Raw genomic sequence first — 18,932 nt, forward strand, 5'->3', positions numbered from 1 at the left:
GGCGGCGGTCACCCCTTCCGGGCGGCGTGGACGGTCCGGGCCGCGAGCCGGAACAGGTCCGTCCGGCGGGGCAGCGAGAGCGGCTCGGACGGGTCGAGGAGCCGGTCCAGGGCCTTGAGGTCGTCCTCCGCGGCCGAGCCCTCGTAGGTGACGCGCAGGCGCTCGAAGTGGGCGACGGCCTGCTCCCGTACGACCGGGGCGACGGGAGCGGGGCTGTCGGCCAGGAAGGTGCGCGTGCCGGCCGGAGTGAGCCCGGCGGCAAAGAGCAGCGCGGGCCAGTCGTCGACCTCGTCCCTGGCGCCGGGCAGCGCCGACCGCATCTCGCCGAACCACTCCGCGTGCAGCGCGTCGAGCCGGGCCTCCAGGCCGGGGCGGCCGATGCCCTGGTTCCACGGCAGGTGGCGGGCGGGCAGGCCACCCTCGACGAGGACCAGGAGGCCGCCGGGCCGCAGGCGTTCGGCGAAGGCCGCCAGCGCGGCCCGCTGATCGCCCATGTGGTGGAGGGTGTTGGCGGCCCAGAGGAGGTCGGCGTCGCCCAGTCCGCCGATGGCCGCGGGGAGTTCGGCGTGCAGGGTGGTGAGCCGTCCGCCGAGACCGCGGGCCTCGGCGCGGTCCCGGGCCCGCTCCAGCAGCTCCGGGGTGCCGTCGACGGCGACGGTCTCCGCGGCGGGAAAGGCCTCCGCGAGCAGCGCGGTGAGGACGCCGGGGCCGCTGCCGATGTCCAGGATCCGGCGGACGCCGTCGTCGGGGAGGAGGGTTCCGAGCCAGGCGGCCGCCTCCGCGTAGAGGGGGCTCTCGATCTCCGCCTGGCGCTCCAGGAGCACGGCCATCTCGGCCCAGTCGACGGCGTGGCCCACCTCGTGGTGGCCGTGGCCGGCGCCCTGGCGGGGCTGCCCGCCGTGCGGGTGCGGGTTCTGGTGCGGGCTCCGGTGCCGGTGCCCGTGCTCGGGCTCGTGAGGACTCATGGGCCCAGGCTGCGGCGGGCGGGCCGGAAACGCCACATGTCTTGCCGTTCCGGCAAACTCAGCGCCGGGCCGTCGGGGGCTCCGCTCGATGGGCACAACGCGTCCGTGACGGGCGGGGTCAGGCGCGTCCTGGGCCGCGAGGCCCGCGAGGCCCGCGAGGTCACGGCTTCCGCGACCGGGGCGTTCGGGGCTGGGGCCTTCGCGACCGGGGCGTTCGGGGCCGGGGCCCGTCGTCCCGCTGATCCCCGGGTCGCCCGGCCCGCCCCTTCCCGGAGCGGGCGGACCGGGGCGGGCGGACCGGGGCGCGCGGGCACGCCCCGCGCGGCTCGGCCGTGTGGGATCGTGGTCGGGTGACCCTGGAGGACCTCGTCCGGCTGCGCCGGGCCCGCGACCTGATGGACCGCGCGTACGCGGATCCCCTCGACGTGCCGGCGCTGGCGCGTGTCGCGCTCATGTCGCCGGGCCACTTCTCCCGCAGCTTCCGGGCCGCCTTCGGGGAGACGCCGTACAGCTACCTCATGACCCGCCGGATCGAGCGGGCGAAGGCCCTGCTGCGGCGGGGCGACCTGACGGTCACGGAGGTGTGCTTCGCGGTCGGGTGCACGTCCCTGGGGTCGTTCAGCACACGCTTCACCGAGCTGGTCGGCGAGACCCCGAGCGCCTACCGGGCCCGCGGCCACGACGAGGGCGCCGCGATCCCGGCCTGCTTCGCGAAGATCCACACGCGCCCGGTCAGGAACGGCGGGGCCAAAACGCCGCCACGCTCCTAGGGCGTGTCACGGCCCCGCCGGCACCATGCATGCTGCGCTTCACCCGGCCGCGCGGGCGGTGGGCCCCGGCGGGGCGTGGGGGCCGGCCGCCGGGTCAGTTCGCTCCGTGGGCCGGGGCCACGGCCTCCACACGCTCCGCCAGGGCGAAGTCCTTCTCGGTGATCGTGCCGCCGGCCGAGTGCGTGTGCACGGAGACCGCGACGGTGTCGTAGCCGAGCGTCAGGTCGGAGTGGTGGTCGAGCTCCTGTTGGATCTGTGCCACGTGGACGACGAGCGCGGTGGCGGCGAAGTGGTCGCCGAGACGGTACGTACGCGTGATCCGGTCGTCCGCGAGCGTCCAGCCGGGAAGCTCGCGCAGGCGGTCCTCGATCTCCTTCTGCGACAGCGGCTCTGTGGGCATGTCCGTACTCCCTCCGGTCGGGGTTGCTGACCGTGACGATACGGTCCCGGAGACTCGATACCCGGGCCGACACCTGGGATACCGTCGGGCCATGACAACTCTCGTGACGGGTCCGGGCGTAGGGCCGCTCCTGAGGGGGTGGCGCGAGCAGCGTCGGCTGAGCCAGCTGGAGCTGGCGATACGGGCCGATTCCTCGGCCCGGCACATCTCGTTCGTCGAGACGGGCCGGTCCCGGCCGAGCGAGGAGATGGTCCTGCGTCTCGCCGAGCACCTGGACGTGCCGGTACGGGAGCGCAACGCGCTCCTGCTGGCGGCGGGTTACGCCCCCCGGTACACGGAGACGGCGCTCGATGCCCCGCGCATGGAGACCTTGCGGAAGGGGATCGAGCAGCTCCTCTCCGGCTACGACCCGTATCCGGCGCTCGTCGTGGACGGCTCGTACACCGTGGTGGCGGCCAACGAGGCGATCGGGCGGCTCCTGGCCGGGCTGCCGGAGCACCTGCTGACCCCGCCGGTGAACGTGATGCGGGTGACGCTGCACCCGGAGGGGCTCGCTCCGCGGATCCGCAATCTCCGTGAGTGGCGGGCGCACCTGCTGCACCAGATGGAGCGGCAGATCGGCCTGGCCCGTTCGGCGGCGCTGCGGGCGCTGTACGAGGAAGTGGCCGCGTATCCCGTGCCGGAGGCCGCGGCCGACGGGGAGGACGGGCCGGGCCGGGAGGATCCGGAGCCGTACCCGTATGTCGCGCTGCCCCTGCGGATCGAGCACGACGGGCGGGTGCTGTCGTTCGTGTCGTCGATCTCGACGTTCAACACGCCGATGGACGTGACGGTCGCCGAGCTGGCCATCGAGACGCTCCTCCCGGCCGACCCGGCGACGGTCGCGTACCTGCGGGCGTCGGGTTCTACTCCGTAGCCCGCAGGGCCGACCACTGGAGTACGGCGAAGGCGGCGACGACGGCCGCCTGCGCCGGGATCCACACCAGGCCGGCGGTGGTGGGCTCCAGCCAGGCGACGAGGGCGACGAGACTGAGGACGGCCCACAGGGCGTTGACGTCGACGACGAGCCGCACGCCGAGAGCGGCGGGACGCGGGCGGGTCGCGAGCCAGGCGACCCCGGCGGCGAACGCGGTGAGCAGCAGGCCGAGTTCGAGCAGCAGCCCGGAGCCGACGCCGAGCAGCTCCCCCAGCGGTCCGGAGGCGGCGAGGTAGGCGAGCCCGTTGCCGCCGGTGACGGCGGCGTCGAGGGCGAGGAAGCGGCGCACCATGGACTGGGGGCGGGTGGTGCGGGAGAGACCGGTGAGCAGGGCCTGGGACATGGCGGATCACGCTCCGTGGGGAGTTCGGGCCGATGGTGGGCCCGGAGCTCGGACGGAGTGCGCCGCCCGAGTCCCGGTGGCCACCACGATGCCGCCGCGCACGGCCGGGGTCGATGACGTCCCAGGTAATGCGGGGCCCCGCGGCCGGGTGCCGCGGGTCGATACGGCTAACGCCAGACGGTCTGCACCGAGTCGAGCTGGACCCAGGTGATCGGGCTGGTGGCGGTGGCGCCGTAGACGCTGACGGCGCCGGACGGGTTGACCTCGAAGCGGCAGGCGTTGACGCCCTGGTGGTTGTTGCGCGGTGCGGTGGCGCGGGCGTACCAGGTCGGGGTGAGGCCGGCCGGGAGGGTGGCGATGCGGGCGTCCGCGGTGAGGTTGCAGGAGATCAGGCCGCGCGCCTGGAGGTAGGCCGTTCCGGCGAGGGTGAGGATGCGGACCTGCGGGGTGGCCCCGGCCTGCGGGGTGATGCCGGGTTCGAGGACGAGGTCGGTCCACTCGCCGGCCTCGACGCCGGCGGGGGCGGCGGCGGCCGGGGAGGCGGCGGCCAGGCTGCCGACGGTGAGGGCGGCGGGCAGGGCGAGGGCGGCACCGAGGATGCCGCGGCGGTTCTGGGGCATGGGGGGTCGTCTCCTTGAGGTGTGTCGGAGGAAGGGCGGGGGCGGGTGGCTCGGCTCGCGCGCCGGGCCGTCAGCTCCAGACGGCGCTGAAGCTGTCCAGCTGCGCCCAGGTGATGACGTGGGTGTCGCGTCCGCCGTAGATCCGCAACTGCCGGTCGCTGCTCGCCTCGACGCGGGCCACGCACACGCCGGCGGTGTTGTTGCGGGGGACGTTGGCCCGGACGGCCAGGGTCGGCGTCAGCGCATCGGGCAGCGTGGCGATGATCCCGTCGGCCGCGAAGGCGCCTTTCACGCCGCCCCTGAGCTGGAGGAACGTCGTCCCGCCGAGGGCGATCAGCCGGCCCTCGGGGGCGTACCGGTCGGCGGTGACCCCCGCCGCCAGGGCGAGGGGCCGCCAGTCCGTCAGCACCTTCACCCCGTCGGTCTCCGGCGCGCCGGACAGGAACATGAGGGTGCAGGTGCGCGGGCCGGTCAGCTCGCCGGCGAAGCCGAAGCAGAGGTGCGGCACCCCGTCGCGTACCACGACGGTCATCCCCTCGGGCTCGCGGAACGGCAGGCCGGGCGCGGCGACGCACAGCCGCTGGTCGAGGATGGCGCCGGTCGCCCAGTCGACGGCGGTCAGATGGACGTTCCCCGGCGGCGGATTGTCGGGGTGGTCGGGACTGATGGGCATGCCCGAGAGCAGGTACAGCACACCCGCGTGGGACGTGTATCCCTGGAACCAGCCCTTCTGGTCGGGGTGGGGGATGCGCTGGAGCGGCTCCCACACACCGGCCCGTGCCTTCTCCAGGTCGTGGCGCTCGAAGTAGCCGGCGCCGTCGTGATGGAAGCGGACGACGAGTTCGGCGGCGCCGCGGTCGATCGTGCAGGTGACGAACTCGGCGCCGGGCGCGGGACGGTAGGGCGGGGTGTGGAGCGGGGAACCGTGGTCGAGGACCGTGCCGGATCGGAAGTCGAAGCTGGTGACGGCGGTGCCGAAGCCCTCGTTCTTGCCGTTCGGCTCGGACGCGGTCTCGGTCCAGAGGCGGACCACCCCGGCCCGATTCTCCACACCGAGGGCGACGCCGTGGCCGAAGCCGCGCAGATACATGTGCCCGGTGACGGCCCCCGCGGGGTCGAGGCGGGTGACGCAGAGGTCACCGCGCAGGTTGCGGTCGGCATAGGAGAGCGGCGCGGACTCGTCCGGCAGCCGGGTGCCGCCGCCCATCAGCTGGGCGACGAAGATGTCGCCCGACACGGGGTCGACGCCGAACGACTGCATGACCGTGCCGTTCTTCAGCGGGCGCCGGTGGAGCAGTTTGCCCACCGGCCCCGCGAGGTCTATCCGTCCTTCGATGCTGACGCTCAACGCCGGTGCTCCTCGCTGTCCATCCGGCGTTTCCCCGCCGGGACAGCGGAAGTCTGCCAAACGGGCCCCGGGGAGCCCGGGGTGGGTGGCCCGAGGGGCGGACGGGAGTCCAACGTCCGTACCGCACAGGCGCATTTCGGCTCTCCGACCCGGACGACGCGCCCCTGCGCGCGACGCTGCGGCGCACCGCGCTGGCCTCCGTGCTGCCGCCGCTGGTGTTGCTGCTGATCGGCAGCGCGTACGACGGCAACGTGCGGCTGCTGTTGTGGCCGGGTGCGGTGGCCGTCGACTACGGCGGGATCTACGTGACCGGCTCGTCGGCTGGCGGGTCGGCTCCCCGGGCCACTTCGCCGAGCGCCACAGCCTGATCGTGATCATCGCGCTGGGCGAGTCGATCGTGGCGCTGGGCAGGGGGATGTCCGGTTTCCGGCTCACCGCGGCCGTCCTCGGTGGGGCGGCCGCCGGGCTGCTGCTCTCGGCGGCGCTGTGGCGGCTGTACTTCCGGCAGCTCGGCGAGGCGGCCGAGCACCGGCTCGCGGGGCTCTCCGGCGATGCCCGCACGCGCTTCGCCCGGGACGTGTACACCTTCCTCCACCTGCCGCTGGTCGCGGGCGTCGTGCTCTGCGCCCTCGGCATGAAGACGGTCGTCCACCAGGTCGCCGACACGGGGCACTACGGTCTCGCGGAGCCGCTCCACGGGGTGGTGGCCTGGTCGCTGACGGGCGGTGTCGGGGTGTTCCTGCTGGGCGCGGCCGCGATCGTCCTGCGCTCCACGGGCCGGCGGCCGACGGCCCTGGCCGTGGGAGGGCTGTGCTGTCTGGTGGCGGGCCCGCTGGTCGGCCTGGTCCCGGCGCTCGTGGCGCTGGTGCTGCTCGCCTGCACGCTGTCGCTGCTCGTCGCACTACACGCCCGCCGCCCGTCGACCGCTCCCGCCCCAGCCACGGCCCCCGGCACCCCGGGCGCCCCTGGAGCTTCCGACGTCTGACGGGAGACGCCGGTGGCGGGCGCGGTCGCCGCCGTCCGGGCGCGGCGGGTCACAGCTCCCGGTGCATGATGTGGAGGCCCACCGGACCGTGCACGGGGTGCAGGAACGCTCCCGGCACCGTGCCCACGACGGTGAAGCCGAGGGAGCGCCACAGCCCGAGCGCCGGGTTGGTCTCCACGACCGCGTTGAACACCATCGCCGTGTAGCCGTCCTCCTTCGCCGCCGCCAGGACGTATTCGGCGAGGCGGCGGCCCACGCCCCGGCCCGCCGCGCCCGGCGCCACCATGAACCCGGCGTTGGCGACACGGGCCGCCGGGCCGCCGTAGTTGCGGCGGACGTAGGCGGAGGCGAGCACCTCGCCGGCCTCCTCGACCACGAACACCCGGCTCCCCGGCGCCATCCACAGCGCCCGGGCCGCGTCCTCGCCGGTGTCGCGGTCCCAGGCGTACGTCTCCCCGGCGGACACGATCGCGTGCCAGAACGGCCAGATGCTCGGCCAGTCCTCCGCCACGGCGTCTCTGATCATCATGGTGCCGAGTCTGCCAAACCCCAGGAGACCGGTCGTATACGGGCCCGGTGGGGGCGGCGGGGGCAGGCCGGCGAGCGGGCCGCCGGGCCGCCGGGCCGGTCGACGGGCGTCGAGCCCTCGACCGCGCGGCAAGCCGACCCGCCGGCCGACTGACCGGGCGCGGGTGCCGATCTCGCTCAGCGGGCGGCGTGCTCCTCCCGGGCGGGGGCGCGGACGCCGGCGGCCGGGGCCTCCCGGGCCGGGGCGGGTTCCGGTTCCGGCGCGGTGGCGTGGACGGGCCGTTCGTCGCGGGAGGCCTCCGCGCGCAGCAGGGCGTTGAGCACGGCGAAGTGGTCGATGGGCATGGCGAAGCTCCTTGCGGTGCGGGGGTGAGGGGCTGGTGAGGGGCACGGGCCTCTCAGCAGCGCATCACCCGACACCGCGGGGCGCCGGCGCGCGGAACGGGTCGTGGCAGCGGGGCGTCGGCCCCTGCCCGCGGGGCGGTCGGGGCCGTGCGCGAGAACCGTCCGCCCCGGGCGGCGGCCCTCCGCCGGGACCGGTCCCGGCCGGGAGCGGCGTTCTCGGACTCGGCCGTGTCGTGCGCTTCCCCGACCGGGTCGGGCGTGGTGGACGCGGCGGACCGGGTCTCGACGGCGGCGGGACCGGCCGCCCCGCAACCGGCCCCGAAGAGAGCGGCCAGGACGAGGAGGACGGGAACCAGCACGGCGCGCCGGCGCGCTCGCCGGCCGATCCGCCGCCGCTGCCCGGCCGTGCCGGTCCCGGCCGCCGGGGCGTCGGAAGCGGTGGGTGGCGCGGACAGGGACCTCATGGAGATCCAAACTGCCCCGGTTCGCCCTGGCTTCTCCCTCCCCCGGCCGTGATACGCCCGGGCGGCCTACGCGGGGACGCCGGAATTCACCGGACCGGGGGCGTGGCGGGCGCGACCAATGCATGGCACCGCCGTCCCGGCCGCGGGGACGTCGGCGTCAGGCGGCGGCGCGGGGACGTTGGCGTCAGGCGGCCGCGCGGTTCCTGCGGGCCGCCATCCACGCGTAGACGAGGACGCCGGCGAAGAGGAACAGCACCCCCTGATAGACGGCCGCGTAACCGGATCCCGCGACCAGCCACATCGAGAAGGCGAAGGCCGCCCCGGCGAGGACGGTGTCGCGGACCAGGCGGCCGCGGTCGACGCGCTCCGGACGGCCGGAGGCCAGGAAGTAGATCTGGGCGGCGCTGGAGAGGAGGTAGGGGACGGTCGCCGTGAAGGTGGTGACGAGGACCAGGGTCTTGAAGACGCCTTCGGTGCCGACCGTGTAGTTGTAGACGGTGAGCAGGGAGGCGAGGACGACGGTCACGACGACCCCCACCGTGGGGACCCCGCGCCGCTTGCGGGCGAAGGCCTGCGGGAAGAGCCCGTCGCGGGCGGCGGCGTACGGGGTCTGGGCGCTGAGCAGCGTCCAGCCGTTGAGCGCGCCGACCATGGAGACCAGCGCCATGCAGGCGATCGCCGTCCCGCCCCAGGAGCCGCCGAACATCGCGTTCACGGCGTCGGAGAACGGTGCGGTGGAGTCGACGAGCCGGTCGTGGCCGACGGTGCCGAAGACGGCGAGCGTGCCGAGGAGGTAGATCGCGGCGGCGCCGAGCGTGCCGAGGACGGTGGCGCGGCCGACGTTGCGCCGCGCGTCGTGGACCTCGCCGGCGCTGACGGCGGCCGACTCGACGCCGAGGTAGCTGAAGAGCAGGATCGCGGCGGAGGCGGAGAGCGCGCCGGCGGCGCTGTCGCCCTCGGCGAGGAAGGGCCCGAGGTTGTCGCCGTCGAAGAAGAACAGTCCGCCGACGGCGACGAGGAGGAGGGGTACGAACTTCAGCACGGTCGCCACGAGCTGGACGGCGCCGACGTACCGGGTGCCGGCGAGGTTGGCGAGGGCGGGCAGCCACTGGAGGGTGAGCGCGGCGGCGAGGGTCGCGGGCGTGGAGCCGTGGAGGGGGATCAGGACGTCGAGGTATCCGACGGCGGCGACGGCGAGGGCGGCGTTGGAGACCCAGGCCGTGATCCAGTACGACCATGCGGCCAGGAAGCCGGCGAAGTCGCCGAACGCCTCGCGGGCGTAGACGTACGGGCCGCCGGTGCGCGGGTGGCGCCGGGCGAGGCGGCCGAAGACGAGGGCGAGGGCGATCGCGCCGAGGGTGAGGACGGCGAAGGCGACCAGGCTGATCGTGCCGTAGGGGGCGACGGAGGCCGGCAGCAGGAAGATCCCGCCGCCGATGATGTTGCCCATGACCAGGGCCGTCGCGACCGGCAGCCCGAACCGCCGGGCGTGCTTGCCGTCCTGCCCACCGTCCCGCGGGCCGCCGGGCTCCGTGTCGAGCGGGGCGGGGGCGCCCTGCGGTCTGCCCGGCGTGCCGTCCTGGCGGGCGGGGGCGGTGGCCTGGGGAGTCGGGGCCGTGCTCATGAGGGGTGGTGCGCCTTCCGTCGTACAAACCCGACCATGGTCGGACACGCCGAACACCCGTCCAAATTAGCTGGTTTTGTCCTGCCCCGCCGCCCCGTCAACCGGAAGAAGTGATTCCGAATCGATGTCGGGCCGTGAAATCTCCTGCGACGCCCGCGCGGGCGTCACCTGCGGGAGCGGCACCTGCGGTCCCGCGCACTCCCTCAGCCACCCCCGCAGCACGCGGTGCACCTGCTCGGCTCCCGCCAGGCCGGCCGGCGGCGCCGAGAGGTCCAGCGGCGACATGAGGAACGGACGCGCCTGCTCCCCTCCGAGGCCGCCGTGCGAGCCGATCTGTTCCTCGAAGGCGTGCACCCGGCCGGTCTCGGGGTCGTACATCGAGTTGACCATGATGTCGGCGACGTGCGGGAAGCCGTCCGTCCGCCGCACCGCGTCCGCCGCGCCCGGCCCGAAGACCGCGAGCGGCCCTTCGTCGGCGAGCTCCGCGACCGGCACCTCCGCGCCGTTCGGGCCGAGCACCACGGACCCGTGCTCGTCGCTCGCCACCAGCAGGAAGCCGATGCCGGGATGGTCGGCGAGGGTCTGCAGGAGCGCGGGGTGGCGGCGGTCGATCTCCTCCCGGGTCATGCGGTGCGGGACGCCGGGGAAGGAGATCAGCCCCAGATTGCCGGAGGCCAGGACCAGCGGGCCGGCCGGCCGGCCCGACCCCTCGGCGGCGTCGCCGTCCTCCCCGTCGGCCGGCCGGTGCAGCGCGCTGCGCAGCGCGTCGCGCGCCGCGTCCCTGGCCTCCGAGCCGCTGGGCGTGCGCCGTACCTTGCGCGGGACGGGCAGCCCGCACCCGGCGCGTACGAGGTCCTTGAGGGTGAGCCCGTACGCGCCCTCGAAGGTCTCCCCCGGGCTCTGGCCGTGGTCGGAGAGGAGCACGATCCGGTACGGCCGGGGCGCGTGCGCGGCGACCTCCGCTATCAGGGCGATCGAGCGGTCGAGCCGCGTGAGGACCCGGTCGGCGTCCCTGCCGTGCGGACCGGAGTGGTGTGCCACCTCGTCGTAGGCGACGAGATCGGCGTAGACGGCCGTCCGGCCCGCCAGGACGTCCCCGATCACGGCGGCGACCACCACGTCCCGCTCGACGACCGTGGCGAAGGCCCGGATGACGGGGTACGCGCCGCCGCGCGAGACCCGCGGGGACTCCTTGCGCAGCCGCGCCCGGCCCGACTGGACCACTTCGCGGGCGGCCTCGGCGACGAACGAACCGGCGGTGCGGACGGCGTTGGCGGGGTCGGCGAAGTAGGCGAAGTAGCCGGCGCGGGAGCGGTTGCGGCGGCCCCGGCGGGCGGCCATCGACAGGACGAGCGCGAGCTGCTCGGCGCCCCCGCTGAACAGGTTCCCCCGGGAGGCCCCGTCGACGGTCAGCAGCCCGCCGTCACCGGTGCGCTCGATGGCGCGGCGCTGGAGTTCGACGGCGCTCGCCGGCCGGTTGCTGACCATCAGCCGGCCGGTGTCCTTCTCGTACCAGCGGAAGGCGGGCACGTCCTCGTTGGAGCCGTGCAGGATGCCGAGCTGGCTGGCCCCGGTCTGGCTGGACCAGTCGGTGCGCCACGGGGTGAGCCGGTGGGTGGTGTCGAGCCAGCCGGCGACGGTCGGCATCAGCCCGGCGGCGACGGCGTCGCGCAGCACTCGATGGCCGACGCCGTCGAGTTGCAGGAAGACGGTGCCGTGGGACGCCTCGGGGGCGCCGGACCCGCCGGGCGAGACGACCGCCCGGGGGCGTCGGCGGGCGGCGAGGCGGTAGAGGCGGCGGCGGTAGGCGTCGTCGTCGCCGACGGCGAGCGCGGTGGAGGTGGCCGAGGCGACGGCGGACATCACCGCGGCGACCACGACGGCGGTCTCCGGCTCGGCCGTGCCGCGCCCGTCGGGTATCAGCCAGAGGGCGAGGAGGAGCAGCGAGCCGTTGAGGAAGAAGACCAACAGCCCGAGGAGGAGGGCCGGTACGAGCAGCAGCGCGCGTACGATCAGCGGCCACACGAGCGCGCCGAGCAGCCCGAACGCGCCCGCGGCCCAGCCGGCGGTGAGCGCGGTCCGGGTGATGCTGTCGCCGTCCTGGGACGACTGGAGCTCGAAGTCGGGCAGCAGCCCGGCCAGGGCCAGCAGGGTGAGGGTCGACACGGCCCAGACCACGATCACCCGCCCCAGGGCACTGCCCGCCTTCCGCCAGCGGTCGGCACTGCGCCATCGCCCGTCACCCACGCTTGGTTCACCTTTCACCTGTTCCTGCCCCCAGCCTGGCACACCGCCTCCCGGGCCCCGGGGCCGTATCGGCGGGGCGGCTCCCGGGCGTGGGCGCAGCGGCCCGCGGGACCACGGAGCATGTGCGGCGCGTTCGTCGCGGGCCGCTACGGTCCGGAGAACAGCTCGGCCGCCACCACCCGGACGGCGTCCGGCGCGACGGCCGCCAGGCGGTCCAGGACGTTCTCCCACGGGCCGACGGCGAGGGCCCGGGCGATCAGGCGTTCCCGGCCGGGCGGGACGTTCGCAACATGTTCTAGCAGCCGTCGTATCCCGCGGTGGGCATGGAGAGCCGGCGGTGGACGTCCGCCTTGGCGGGCGCGTCGTACGTCGGCTCGTCGAGACCCGCGGTCTCCAGCCGGACGCCCCGGCGCTCGCACTCCGCGTAGAAGCCGTGCACGTCCGTCAACGCCCGGGCGAGCACGCGGTCGTTGGGGGCGACGAAGAGGTCGACCTCGTCGTCGTCCACGTCCGCCCAGAGCGCGGCGTGGTCGGGGCGGATCGCGTAGAAGAGCAGCTGCCTCGCGACGACGTAGCCCTTGTCGCGGGCCCAGCGGTCGCACATCGCGTGCTGGCTGCGCGTGTCGACCAGAAAGGGGTCGCTGTCGAGTTCCTCGAGCGGGGTGAGGCTGGCGATCGCCGCCACCCGAACGTCGTCCATGGGGCCGACCCTACTCCGAACACGGGTCCGCGAGGAGGGCGCACGCGGCGGTTCCCGGGGGCGTTCGGGTGTCAGGGCGGGGAGGAGTATCCGCAGGTGTGGCAGGCGCGCCGGCCGTCCTCGGTGACGGCCGGGACGCCTCCGCGGCGCGGACACGGCGCCGCGTGTCCGGTGGTCCCCCGGGTGCTCGCCGCGGCTCCCCTCGCGTCGCCGACCGACGGCTGGCCCCCCGCCTCCCATCGCGGACGCCCCGCGTCGTCCGCGCGGGAGATCTACCCTCGTCACAGGAGCGCGGAGTACCAAGGCCGTACCGAGGGCATGCGGAAGTGCGGGCACGCTGGGTGCCCGCGCCCGCGGCGGGGTCGTACCGAAGCGCACCGGAGGTGCGCCGGGGGGCCCCGGCGGTGGCGAGGTCGTCGACGAGGAGAGGGGCGGGCGTACCGGTGGAGGTCACCTGGTGGGGTCATGCCACCTGCACGGTCGAGGACTCCGGGGTCCGGCTGCTCACCGACCCGCTCTTCGCGCGCCGTCTCGCGCACCTGCGGCGCCGGCGCGGTGCCGCTCCGCCACCCGAGGCGGCGGTCGCCGACGCGGTCCTCGTCTCCCATCTGCACGCCGACCATCTCCATCTGCCCTCCCTCGCCCGCGTCGCGCCGGGCACCCGGCTGATCGTGCCGCGCGGCGCCCCCGGCGCCGTCCCGGGGCTGCGGAGGCTGGCCGCCCACGGGCTGCGGCTGTGCGAGGTGGAGCCCGGCGACGAGCTGGCCGTGGGCGCCGTGACCGTACGGGCCGTACCGGCGCTGCACGACGGCCGGCGGCTGCCCGTGGGGCCGCACCGCTCCCCCGCCCTCGGGTACGTCCTGGAGGGTGAGGCGCGGACGTACTTCGCCGGGGACACGGGCCTCTTCGACGGGATGGCGGAGGCGGTCGGGCCGGTGGACGTGGCACTGCTCCCGGTCGGCGGCTGGGGCCCGCACCTCGGGCACGGCCATCTGGACGCGGGCCGGGCGGCGCAGGCGCTGGCCGCGCTCTCGCCGGCCGCGGCGGTGCCGGTGCACTACGGCACGTACTGGCCGATCGGGATGGACGCGGTACGGCCGCACGAGTTCCACGCGCCCGGCGACGAGTTCGTCCGCCACGCGCGCCGGCTCGCGCCGAAGGTGACGGTGCACCGGCTCGGCCACGGCGAACGGGTGCGGCCGGAGGTCGCCCGGTGATCGACCGACTGTGGGAGGTGGTACGGGAGCTGCCGCCCGAGTCGGCGCAGCAGGCCGTCGGCTATCCCACGCTCTTCCTGCTGGTGTCCCTGGGCGCGCTGGTGCCGGTGGTGCCGACGGGGGCGATCGTCAGCACGGCGGCGGTGGTCGCCTTCCACCAGACGGCGCCGTGGCCGCTGCTCTTCGTCTTCCTCGTGGCGTCCTCCGCCGCGCTCCTGGGCGATGTGGCCCTGTACTGGCTGGGCAGGCGCGGGGTCGGCTCGAAGAACGGGTCGCGGTGGCTGGAGGCGCTGCGCGACCGGGCGGCGCCGGAGCTGCTGGACCACGCGCGGGAGCGTCTGGAGACGCACCGGGTGTCGGTGCTGGTGCTCTCGCGGCTGGTGCCCGCGGGGCGGATCCCGGTCATGCTGGCGTGCCTGCTGGCGGCCATGCCGCTGCGTCGGTTCGCCCGCGGGGATCTGCCGGCCTGCCTGGCGTGGACGGCGACCTACCAGCTGATCGGGATACTCGGCGGCTCGCTGTTCCCGGAGCCGTGGCAGGGCGTGCTCGCGGCGGTGGTCCTCACGGTGCTGGTCAGCGGCGCTCCCGCGCTGTGGAAGCGGGCGCGGGGCACGCGCCGGAGCGGTGCGAAGGAAGCTTGAGGGGGCCGAGGGAATCTGAGGGGGCCTGGGGCCGTAGGGGCCGGGGTGGTCGGAGAACCGTGCCCGGCCCGTCGTCACGGGGTGGCGAGGAGGCGGGAGGCGCCCACCGGGAGGTCCCAGAGGTTCTCCCGGGGCAGCCCGGCCCGCTCCCACGCCGCGCGGACCCGGGTGAGGGGTTCCATGACGGGCTCGGAGGACAGCACGAAGGTCGCCCAGTGCATCGGCACCATCCGCCGTGCCCCGAGGTCCTGGAAGGCGCGGACGGCCTCCTCGGGGTCGGTGTGGACGTCGCTGAGCCACCAGCGGGGCGCGTAGGCGCCGATGGGGAGCAGCGCGAGGTCGATGCCGGGGTGGCGGCGGCCGATCTCGGCGAACCAGTGGCCGTAGCCGGTGTCCCCGGCGAAGTAGACCCGGCGCCCCGACCGGTCGGCCAGGACCCAGCCGCCCCAGAGGGAGCGGCAGGTGTCGAGAAGCGTGCGCTTGGACCAGTGGTGGGCCGGGACGAACTCGAAGCGGACGCCGTCGAGTTCGGCCGCCTCCCACCAGTCGAGTTCGGTGACGCGGGTGAAACGCCGGCGGGTGAACCAGCGGCCGAGTCCGGCGGGTACGAAGACCGGGGTGTCCCTGGGCAGCCGTTTGAGCGTGGGGGCGTCGAGGTGGTCGAAGTGATTGTGGCTGATGACCACCGCGTCGACGGGCGGCAGGTCCTCCCAGCGCACGCCGACGGGGGTGATGCGGGCCGGTGTGCCGAGGATCCGGCGGGACCAGACGGGGTCGGTGAGGACGGTGAGGCCGCCGATGCCGACGATCCAGCTGGCGTGCCCGGCCCAGCTCAGGGCGACGGTCCCCGGTGCGATGGCGGGCAGCGGGCCGGGTTCGTACGGCAGCAGCGGGATGTCGCGGAGCCCGTCGGCGCCGGGGCGGATGGCGCCCTCGCGGGCGAGGCGGGCCATGGCGCGGACGCCGGGGAGGGGGGCGGTGAGGCGGTCCGCGAAGGAGCGCGGCCAGTCGTCCCGGATCCGGCCGAGGGGCTGGAGGACGGGAGGGGCGGTGCGTGCGCCGTCGGTACGCGGGGCCTGGGCCGGCTGTGCCGTCTGTTCCGTCATCTGCGGGCTCCGTTCTCGGCGGCTCGTCGGGGATGTCGGGGTTTGGGGCGGGGCCGGAGTGTCCCCGGGCTCACCGCAGTTCCTCCAGGGCGGCCGCGAAGGAACGCAACGCACCGGCGACGTGCGGCGATTCCTCGGGCGTGGCGGAGGCGAACGCCTCCATCCGCTGTTCCTCGGTCTCGCCGAGGAGGACCCCGGTGTCGAACCGGGCCCGCAGCGAACCGAGTTCGTCGCCGAAGCGGTGCCCTCCGGGGACCGGGGTGCCGAGCCGCTCGGTGAGGTGGTTCTCCAGCTCCAGGGAGTCGGTGACGCCCCGGGCGGCGAGCCCGGCGCGCAGCGGCCCGAGGTCGGCGTAGAGGTGGCGGCCGGCCCGCGGGGGCAGGGCGAGCGCGCCGACGGCGAGGACGGCCCGGTGCGCGGCGGCGGTCACGCGCGCGTGCAGGGCGGCGGTCCGCCCGGCCCGTACGGTCACGTCCTCGGGTTCGTCGAGCGCGTGCGCCGCCACGGGCGCGACGGGTCCTGCGACGACGGCGCCGAGCGCGGTGAGGACGTCGAGGGTACGGGCCCGGGGGTCGGCGTAGCGGTCCGTACGGGAGGGGGCGGCGGGCGGGAACCGGGCGACGGCGCAGGGCCAGGCGGCCGGGGTGAGCGCTGCCGCCAGGTCGTAGAGGACGGTGGCGTCTTCGGGGCACATCTCGGCAGGGCTGACCAGGACGGTGTCCCGGGGACTGTGCAGGGTGTCCCGCCAGGTCTCGTCACTGATGATGTGCAGCCCCTCGCCGACGGCCGCCTCGCAGGTCTCGCTCACCAGTTCGGGCGGTGCGACGGTGCCGGTGGGATCATCGGCGACGGAGAGCAGGAGCAGCCTGGGGTGGCCGCCCTCCGCGCGCACCCGCCGGACGGTCTCCAGGAGGGCGTACGGGTCCGGGACGCCGCCGCACTCGGCGGGGGTCGGCACGTGGTAGGCCGGGCGGCCGAGGAGGCGGGCCTGGGGGGTCCACCAGGCCGGGCAGGGGCGGGGCATCAGGACGTCGCCGCCGTGGGCGGCGATCAGGGCGAACAGCAGGGACTGTGCGCCGGGGGCGGCGACGACGTCCTCGGGGTGGGTGCGCAGGCCGCGCCGCCACCAGTAACCGCTCGCGGCCTCGCGCAGGACGGGGCCGCCACCGGGCGGTTCGACGGCGGTGCGGGCGGCCGCCCCGGCGAGGAGGGAGGCCAGGCCGGGGAGGACCGGCAGCCCGGGTTCCGGAACGGGGGGTCCGTAGCGCACCGGGCCTCGGCCCTCCGGAGCCGTCTGCCGCATGTCCCGCACCTCCCGAGCCTCGTTCGGCACACCCAGGGCGCCACTGCCTTTATACGAAGATTCACGGCACCCCGCCGCTTCAACGCCCGCCTCGGGGGACGGCGCGGGGGCCGGTCGGGTGGGCGCTCCGGGGCCGGCGGGACCGGCGGGGAGCACTGCCCCGGGGTGGGAAGGAGGGCTGCCGGGGGGCGGGCCGGCCGCCGTCCGGGGCGACGGGTGAACGGGTGAACGCCGGCCGGTGATCGGTGTCTGGTGAACGGTGGCCGGCGGCCGGTGATCGGTGGCCGGGCGTTCGTGGAGCGCGGGCAGAGGGCTCTCGCGCGATGCCCCCCGCCCCCGCAGGTCAGCGCACCAGGACCCGTTCCACCATCAGCTCGACCGCCGAGACGATTGCGTCCGCGTCGATACCCGCGTCGTGGAGCTGCTCCTCCGGAGTCGCCGAAGTCGGCATCGAGCGGACGGCGAGGCGCGCCAGGCGGGGCATGTCGCCGTGGCCGTTGGAGAAGGCCTCGGCGACCGCGTCGCCGATACCGCCCTCCGGCCGGTGGTCCTCGACCGTCAGGACGCAGCCGGTCGTGCCGGCCGCCTGGTCGAGGGTGGCCTTGTCCACCGGCTTGACGGAGTAGAGGTCGATGACGCGGACGGGCACGCCCCGCTCCTCCAGCCGGTCGGCGGCGCGCAGCGCTTCGTGCACGGTGACCCCGGCGGCCACGATGGTGGCCCGGTCGTCCTCGCCATGGCTGCGCAGCACCTTGCTGCCGCCCACCGGGAACTCCTCGTCCGGGTCGTAGAGGACCGGCGTCTTGCCCCGGGATGTGCGCAGATAGCGGACCCCGTCGAGGTCGGCCATCCCCGCGACGAGCTTCGCCGCCTGGGTGGCGTCGCACGGGTACAGGACGGTGCTGCCGTGCACCGACCGCATCATCGCCAGGTCCTCCAGGCCCATCTGGCTGGGTCCGTCCTCGCCGATGGCGACGCCCGCGTGGGAGCCGACGAGGTTGATTCCGGCGCGGCTGACGGCCGCCATCCGGATGAAGTCGTGGGCGCGGGTGAGGAAGGCGGCGAAGGTCGTGGCGTACGGGACGTAGCCGCACGTCTGGACTCCGACGGCGGCCGCGACGAGCTGCTGCTCGGCGATGTAGCACTCGAAGTGCCGCTCGGGATGCGCCTTGGCGAAGAACTCGGTACGGGTCGAGTCGCCGACCTCGCCGTCGAACGCGACGACGTCCTCGCGGACCGAGCCGAGCGCGGCGAGGGCCTCGCCGTAGGCGTTACGGGTGGCCACCTCGTCGCCGCCCTTGTCGTAACGCGGCAGGTCCGGCGTGCGGTCGCGTGCGGGACGGACCACCTGGGCGGCGGGCGGTTCGGGCGGCGTGACCCGCAGGTCGGTGCGGCCGCCCAGCTCGGCGATGGCGGCCTCGGCGTCCGGGAGAGGCTTGCCGTGTTTGCCCTCGCGGTCCTCGACGGCGGCGACACCCCTGCCCTTGCGGGTGGCCGCGAGGATCGCGGTGGGCCGGCCGGCACCGGCGCGGGCCTCGCGCAGCGCGGCGTCGACGGCGTCGAGGTCGTGGCCGTCGATCGAGAGCGTGTTCCAGCCGAAGGCCTCCAGGCGGGCGGCGTAGGCGCCGAGGTCGTGCTGGTGGCGGGTGGGGCCGCGCTGCCCGAGCCGGTTGACGTCGACGATCAGGGTGAGGTTGTCGAGCCCGGAGTACGCGGCGTGCTCGACGGCCTCCCAGATCGACCCTTCGGCCATCTCGCTGTCCCCGCAGACCACCCACACCCGGTACGGCACCCGGTCGAGGAACTTTCCGGCGAGCGCCATGCCGACCCCGATGGGCAGGCCCTGGCCGAGGGAGCCGGTGGCGACGTCGACCCAGGGCAGCCGGGGCGTCGGGTGGCCTTCGAGGCGGCTGCCGCGGTGGCGGAAGGTGAGCAGTTCGTCGTCGTCGACGGCCCCGGCCGCCCGGTACATGGCGTACAGCAGCGGGGAGGCGTGGCCCTTCGACAGGACGAGCCGGTCGTTGCCCGGGTGGTCGGGGCGGGCGAAGTCGTAGCGCAGGTGCCGGGCGAGGAGCACCGCGCCGATGTCCGCGGCGGACATCGAGGAGGTGGGGTGTCCGGAACCGGCCGCGTCGGCGGCGCGCACGGCGTCGACACGGAGCTGCTGGGCGAGCGCGGACAACGATGCGTTCATGGCGGATCTTCCTCCACGGCTGCGTGGCGCGGGCACGGTCAGCGGTGCTCCTCACGCGGGTGCCCAGGAAGGGCGGGTGTAACCCGGGGGTCACTCCACCACTGTCCATATAGCAAGATCCCTATCTCAACATGCGACCGATCGGCGTACCGTGGC

Annotated in this window: 19 protein-coding genes; 6 read left to right on the plus strand and 13 right to left on the minus strand. The window is 75.1% G+C overall.

Annotation, left to right across the window (positions count from 1 at the left end):
• Positions 1-8: 8 nt before the first annotated feature.
• Complete coding sequence (locus ACFZBD_RS05020) at positions 9-965, minus strand: methyltransferase domain-containing protein (protein ID WP_391135422.1); 957 nt, start codon at positions 963-965, stop codon at positions 9-11.
• 350 nt (positions 966-1,315) lie between these two features.
• On the opposite strand from ACFZBD_RS05020, the gene ACFZBD_RS05025 reads away from it, so the two are divergent.
• Positions 1,316-1,735 carry a helix-turn-helix domain-containing protein gene (locus tag ACFZBD_RS05025; RefSeq protein WP_391135425.1) on the plus strand — a complete coding sequence of 140 codons (420 nt, stop codon included), beginning with the start codon at positions 1,316-1,318 and terminating at the stop codon, positions 1,733-1,735.
• A 94-nt stretch (positions 1,736-1,829) separates the two neighbouring features.
• Here ACFZBD_RS05025 and ACFZBD_RS05030 read toward each other — a convergent pair whose 3' ends face one another.
• Positions 1,830-2,135: a 4a-hydroxytetrahydrobiopterin dehydratase gene (locus tag ACFZBD_RS05030; protein ID WP_391135428.1), complete on the minus strand. Its 306-nt coding sequence runs from the start codon at positions 2,133-2,135 to the stop codon at positions 1,830-1,832.
• Positions 2,136-2,226: 91 nt separating this feature from the next.
• Between ACFZBD_RS05030 and ACFZBD_RS05035 the strand changes: the two genes are divergently transcribed.
• Positions 2,227-3,051: a helix-turn-helix domain-containing protein gene (locus ACFZBD_RS05035; protein WP_391135431.1), complete on the plus strand. Its 825-nt coding sequence runs from the start codon at positions 2,227-2,229 to the stop codon at positions 3,049-3,051.
• On the opposite strand, the gene ACFZBD_RS05040 is transcribed toward ACFZBD_RS05035, so the two are convergent.
• The 3 genes from ACFZBD_RS05040 to ACFZBD_RS05050 form a co-directional block, all read right to left on the minus strand.
• The gene (locus ACFZBD_RS05040) at positions 3,041-3,454 is read right to left on the minus strand and encodes a hypothetical protein (protein WP_391135434.1); all 414 of its coding nucleotides are present in this window, start codon (positions 3,452-3,454) and stop codon (positions 3,041-3,043) included. The two genes, ACFZBD_RS05035 and ACFZBD_RS05040, sit on opposite strands and share 11 nt — an antisense overlap.
• 167 nt (positions 3,455-3,621) lie before the next feature.
• Positions 3,622-4,074: a hypothetical protein gene (locus ACFZBD_RS05045; RefSeq protein ID WP_391135437.1), complete on the minus strand. Its 453-nt coding sequence runs from the start codon at positions 4,072-4,074 to the stop codon at positions 3,622-3,624.
• A 70-nt stretch (positions 4,075-4,144) separates the two neighbouring features.
• Positions 4,145-5,422, minus strand: coding sequence for a hypothetical protein (locus ACFZBD_RS05050; RefSeq protein ID WP_391135440.1), 1,278 nt, complete (start codon positions 5,420-5,422; stop codon positions 4,145-4,147).
• A gap of 200 nt (positions 5,423-5,622) precedes the next feature.
• On the opposite strand from ACFZBD_RS05050, the gene ACFZBD_RS05055 reads away from it, so the two are divergent.
• Positions 5,623-5,790, plus strand: coding sequence for a hypothetical protein (locus tag ACFZBD_RS05055; protein ID WP_391135442.1), 168 nt, complete (start codon positions 5,623-5,625; stop codon positions 5,788-5,790).
• Between the two features lie 2 nt (positions 5,791-5,792).
• Positions 5,793-6,407, plus strand: coding sequence for a low temperature requirement protein A (locus ACFZBD_RS05060; protein WP_391135445.1), 615 nt, complete (start codon positions 5,793-5,795; stop codon positions 6,405-6,407).
• Positions 6,408-6,456: 49 nt separating this feature from the next.
• Here the strand turns inward: ACFZBD_RS05060 and ACFZBD_RS05065 are convergent, their stop codons facing one another.
• The 5 genes from ACFZBD_RS05065 to ACFZBD_RS05085 all read right to left on the minus strand — a co-directional run bounded on the left by ACFZBD_RS05065 (position 6,457) and on the right by ACFZBD_RS05085 (position 12,315).
• The gene (locus ACFZBD_RS05065; protein ID WP_391135448.1) at positions 6,457-6,936 is read right to left on the minus strand and encodes a GNAT family N-acetyltransferase; all 480 of its coding nucleotides are present in this window, start codon (positions 6,934-6,936) and stop codon (positions 6,457-6,459) included.
• A 176-nt stretch (positions 6,937-7,112) separates the two neighbouring features.
• A complete protein-coding gene (locus tag ACFZBD_RS05070) occupies positions 7,113-7,280 on the minus strand; it encodes a hypothetical protein (protein ID WP_391135451.1) in 168 nt (55 codons plus the stop codon).
• A 648-nt stretch (positions 7,281-7,928) separates the two neighbouring features.
• A complete protein-coding gene (locus ACFZBD_RS05075; RefSeq protein ID WP_391135454.1) occupies positions 7,929-9,368 on the minus strand; it encodes an amino acid permease in 1,440 nt (479 codons plus the stop codon).
• Between the two features lie 66 nt (positions 9,369-9,434).
• Complete coding sequence (locus ACFZBD_RS05080; protein ID WP_391135457.1) at positions 9,435-11,615, minus strand: phage holin family protein; 2,181 nt, start codon at positions 11,613-11,615, stop codon at positions 9,435-9,437.
• 295 nt (positions 11,616-11,910) lie between these two features.
• Positions 11,911-12,315, minus strand: a complete 405-nt coding sequence (locus ACFZBD_RS05085) for a hypothetical protein (RefSeq protein WP_391135460.1) — start codon at positions 12,313-12,315, stop codon at positions 11,911-11,913.
• Between the two features lie 443 nt (positions 12,316-12,758).
• Between ACFZBD_RS05085 and ACFZBD_RS05090 the strand changes: the two genes are divergently transcribed.
• Positions 12,759-13,532 (plus strand): MBL fold metallo-hydrolase, encoded by a 774-nt coding sequence (locus ACFZBD_RS05090; protein WP_391135463.1) that lies wholly within the window; start codon positions 12,759-12,761, stop codon positions 13,530-13,532.
• Positions 13,529-14,173 carry a VTT domain-containing protein gene (locus ACFZBD_RS05095; RefSeq protein WP_391135466.1) on the plus strand — a complete coding sequence of 215 codons (645 nt, stop codon included), beginning with the start codon at positions 13,529-13,531 and terminating at the stop codon, positions 14,171-14,173. Before ACFZBD_RS05090 ends, ACFZBD_RS05095 begins: the two co-directional genes overlap by 4 nt.
• Positions 14,174-14,247: 74 nt before the next feature.
• On the opposite strand, the gene ACFZBD_RS05100 is transcribed toward ACFZBD_RS05095, so the two are convergent.
• From ACFZBD_RS05100 to ACFZBD_RS05110, 3 genes are all read right to left on the minus strand, one after another.
• Positions 14,248-15,279 (minus strand): MBL fold metallo-hydrolase, encoded by a 1,032-nt coding sequence (locus ACFZBD_RS05100; RefSeq protein WP_391135469.1) that lies wholly within the window; start codon positions 15,277-15,279, stop codon positions 14,248-14,250.
• Positions 15,280-15,349: 70 nt separating this feature from the next.
• A complete protein-coding gene (locus ACFZBD_RS05105) occupies positions 15,350-16,582 on the minus strand; it encodes an aminotransferase class I/II-fold pyridoxal phosphate-dependent enzyme (protein ID WP_391135472.1) in 1,233 nt (410 codons plus the stop codon).
• Positions 16,583-16,925: 343 nt separating this feature from the next.
• Entirely contained in the window at positions 16,926-18,776 is a 1,851-nt protein-coding gene (locus ACFZBD_RS05110; protein ID WP_391135475.1) for a transketolase, read from the minus strand.
• Positions 18,777-18,932: the final 156 nt, after the last annotated feature.

Source organism: Streptomyces sp. NPDC008121 (genome assembly GCF_042957155.1).
GTDB lineage: Bacteria > Actinomycetota > Actinomycetes > Streptomycetales > Streptomycetaceae > Streptomyces.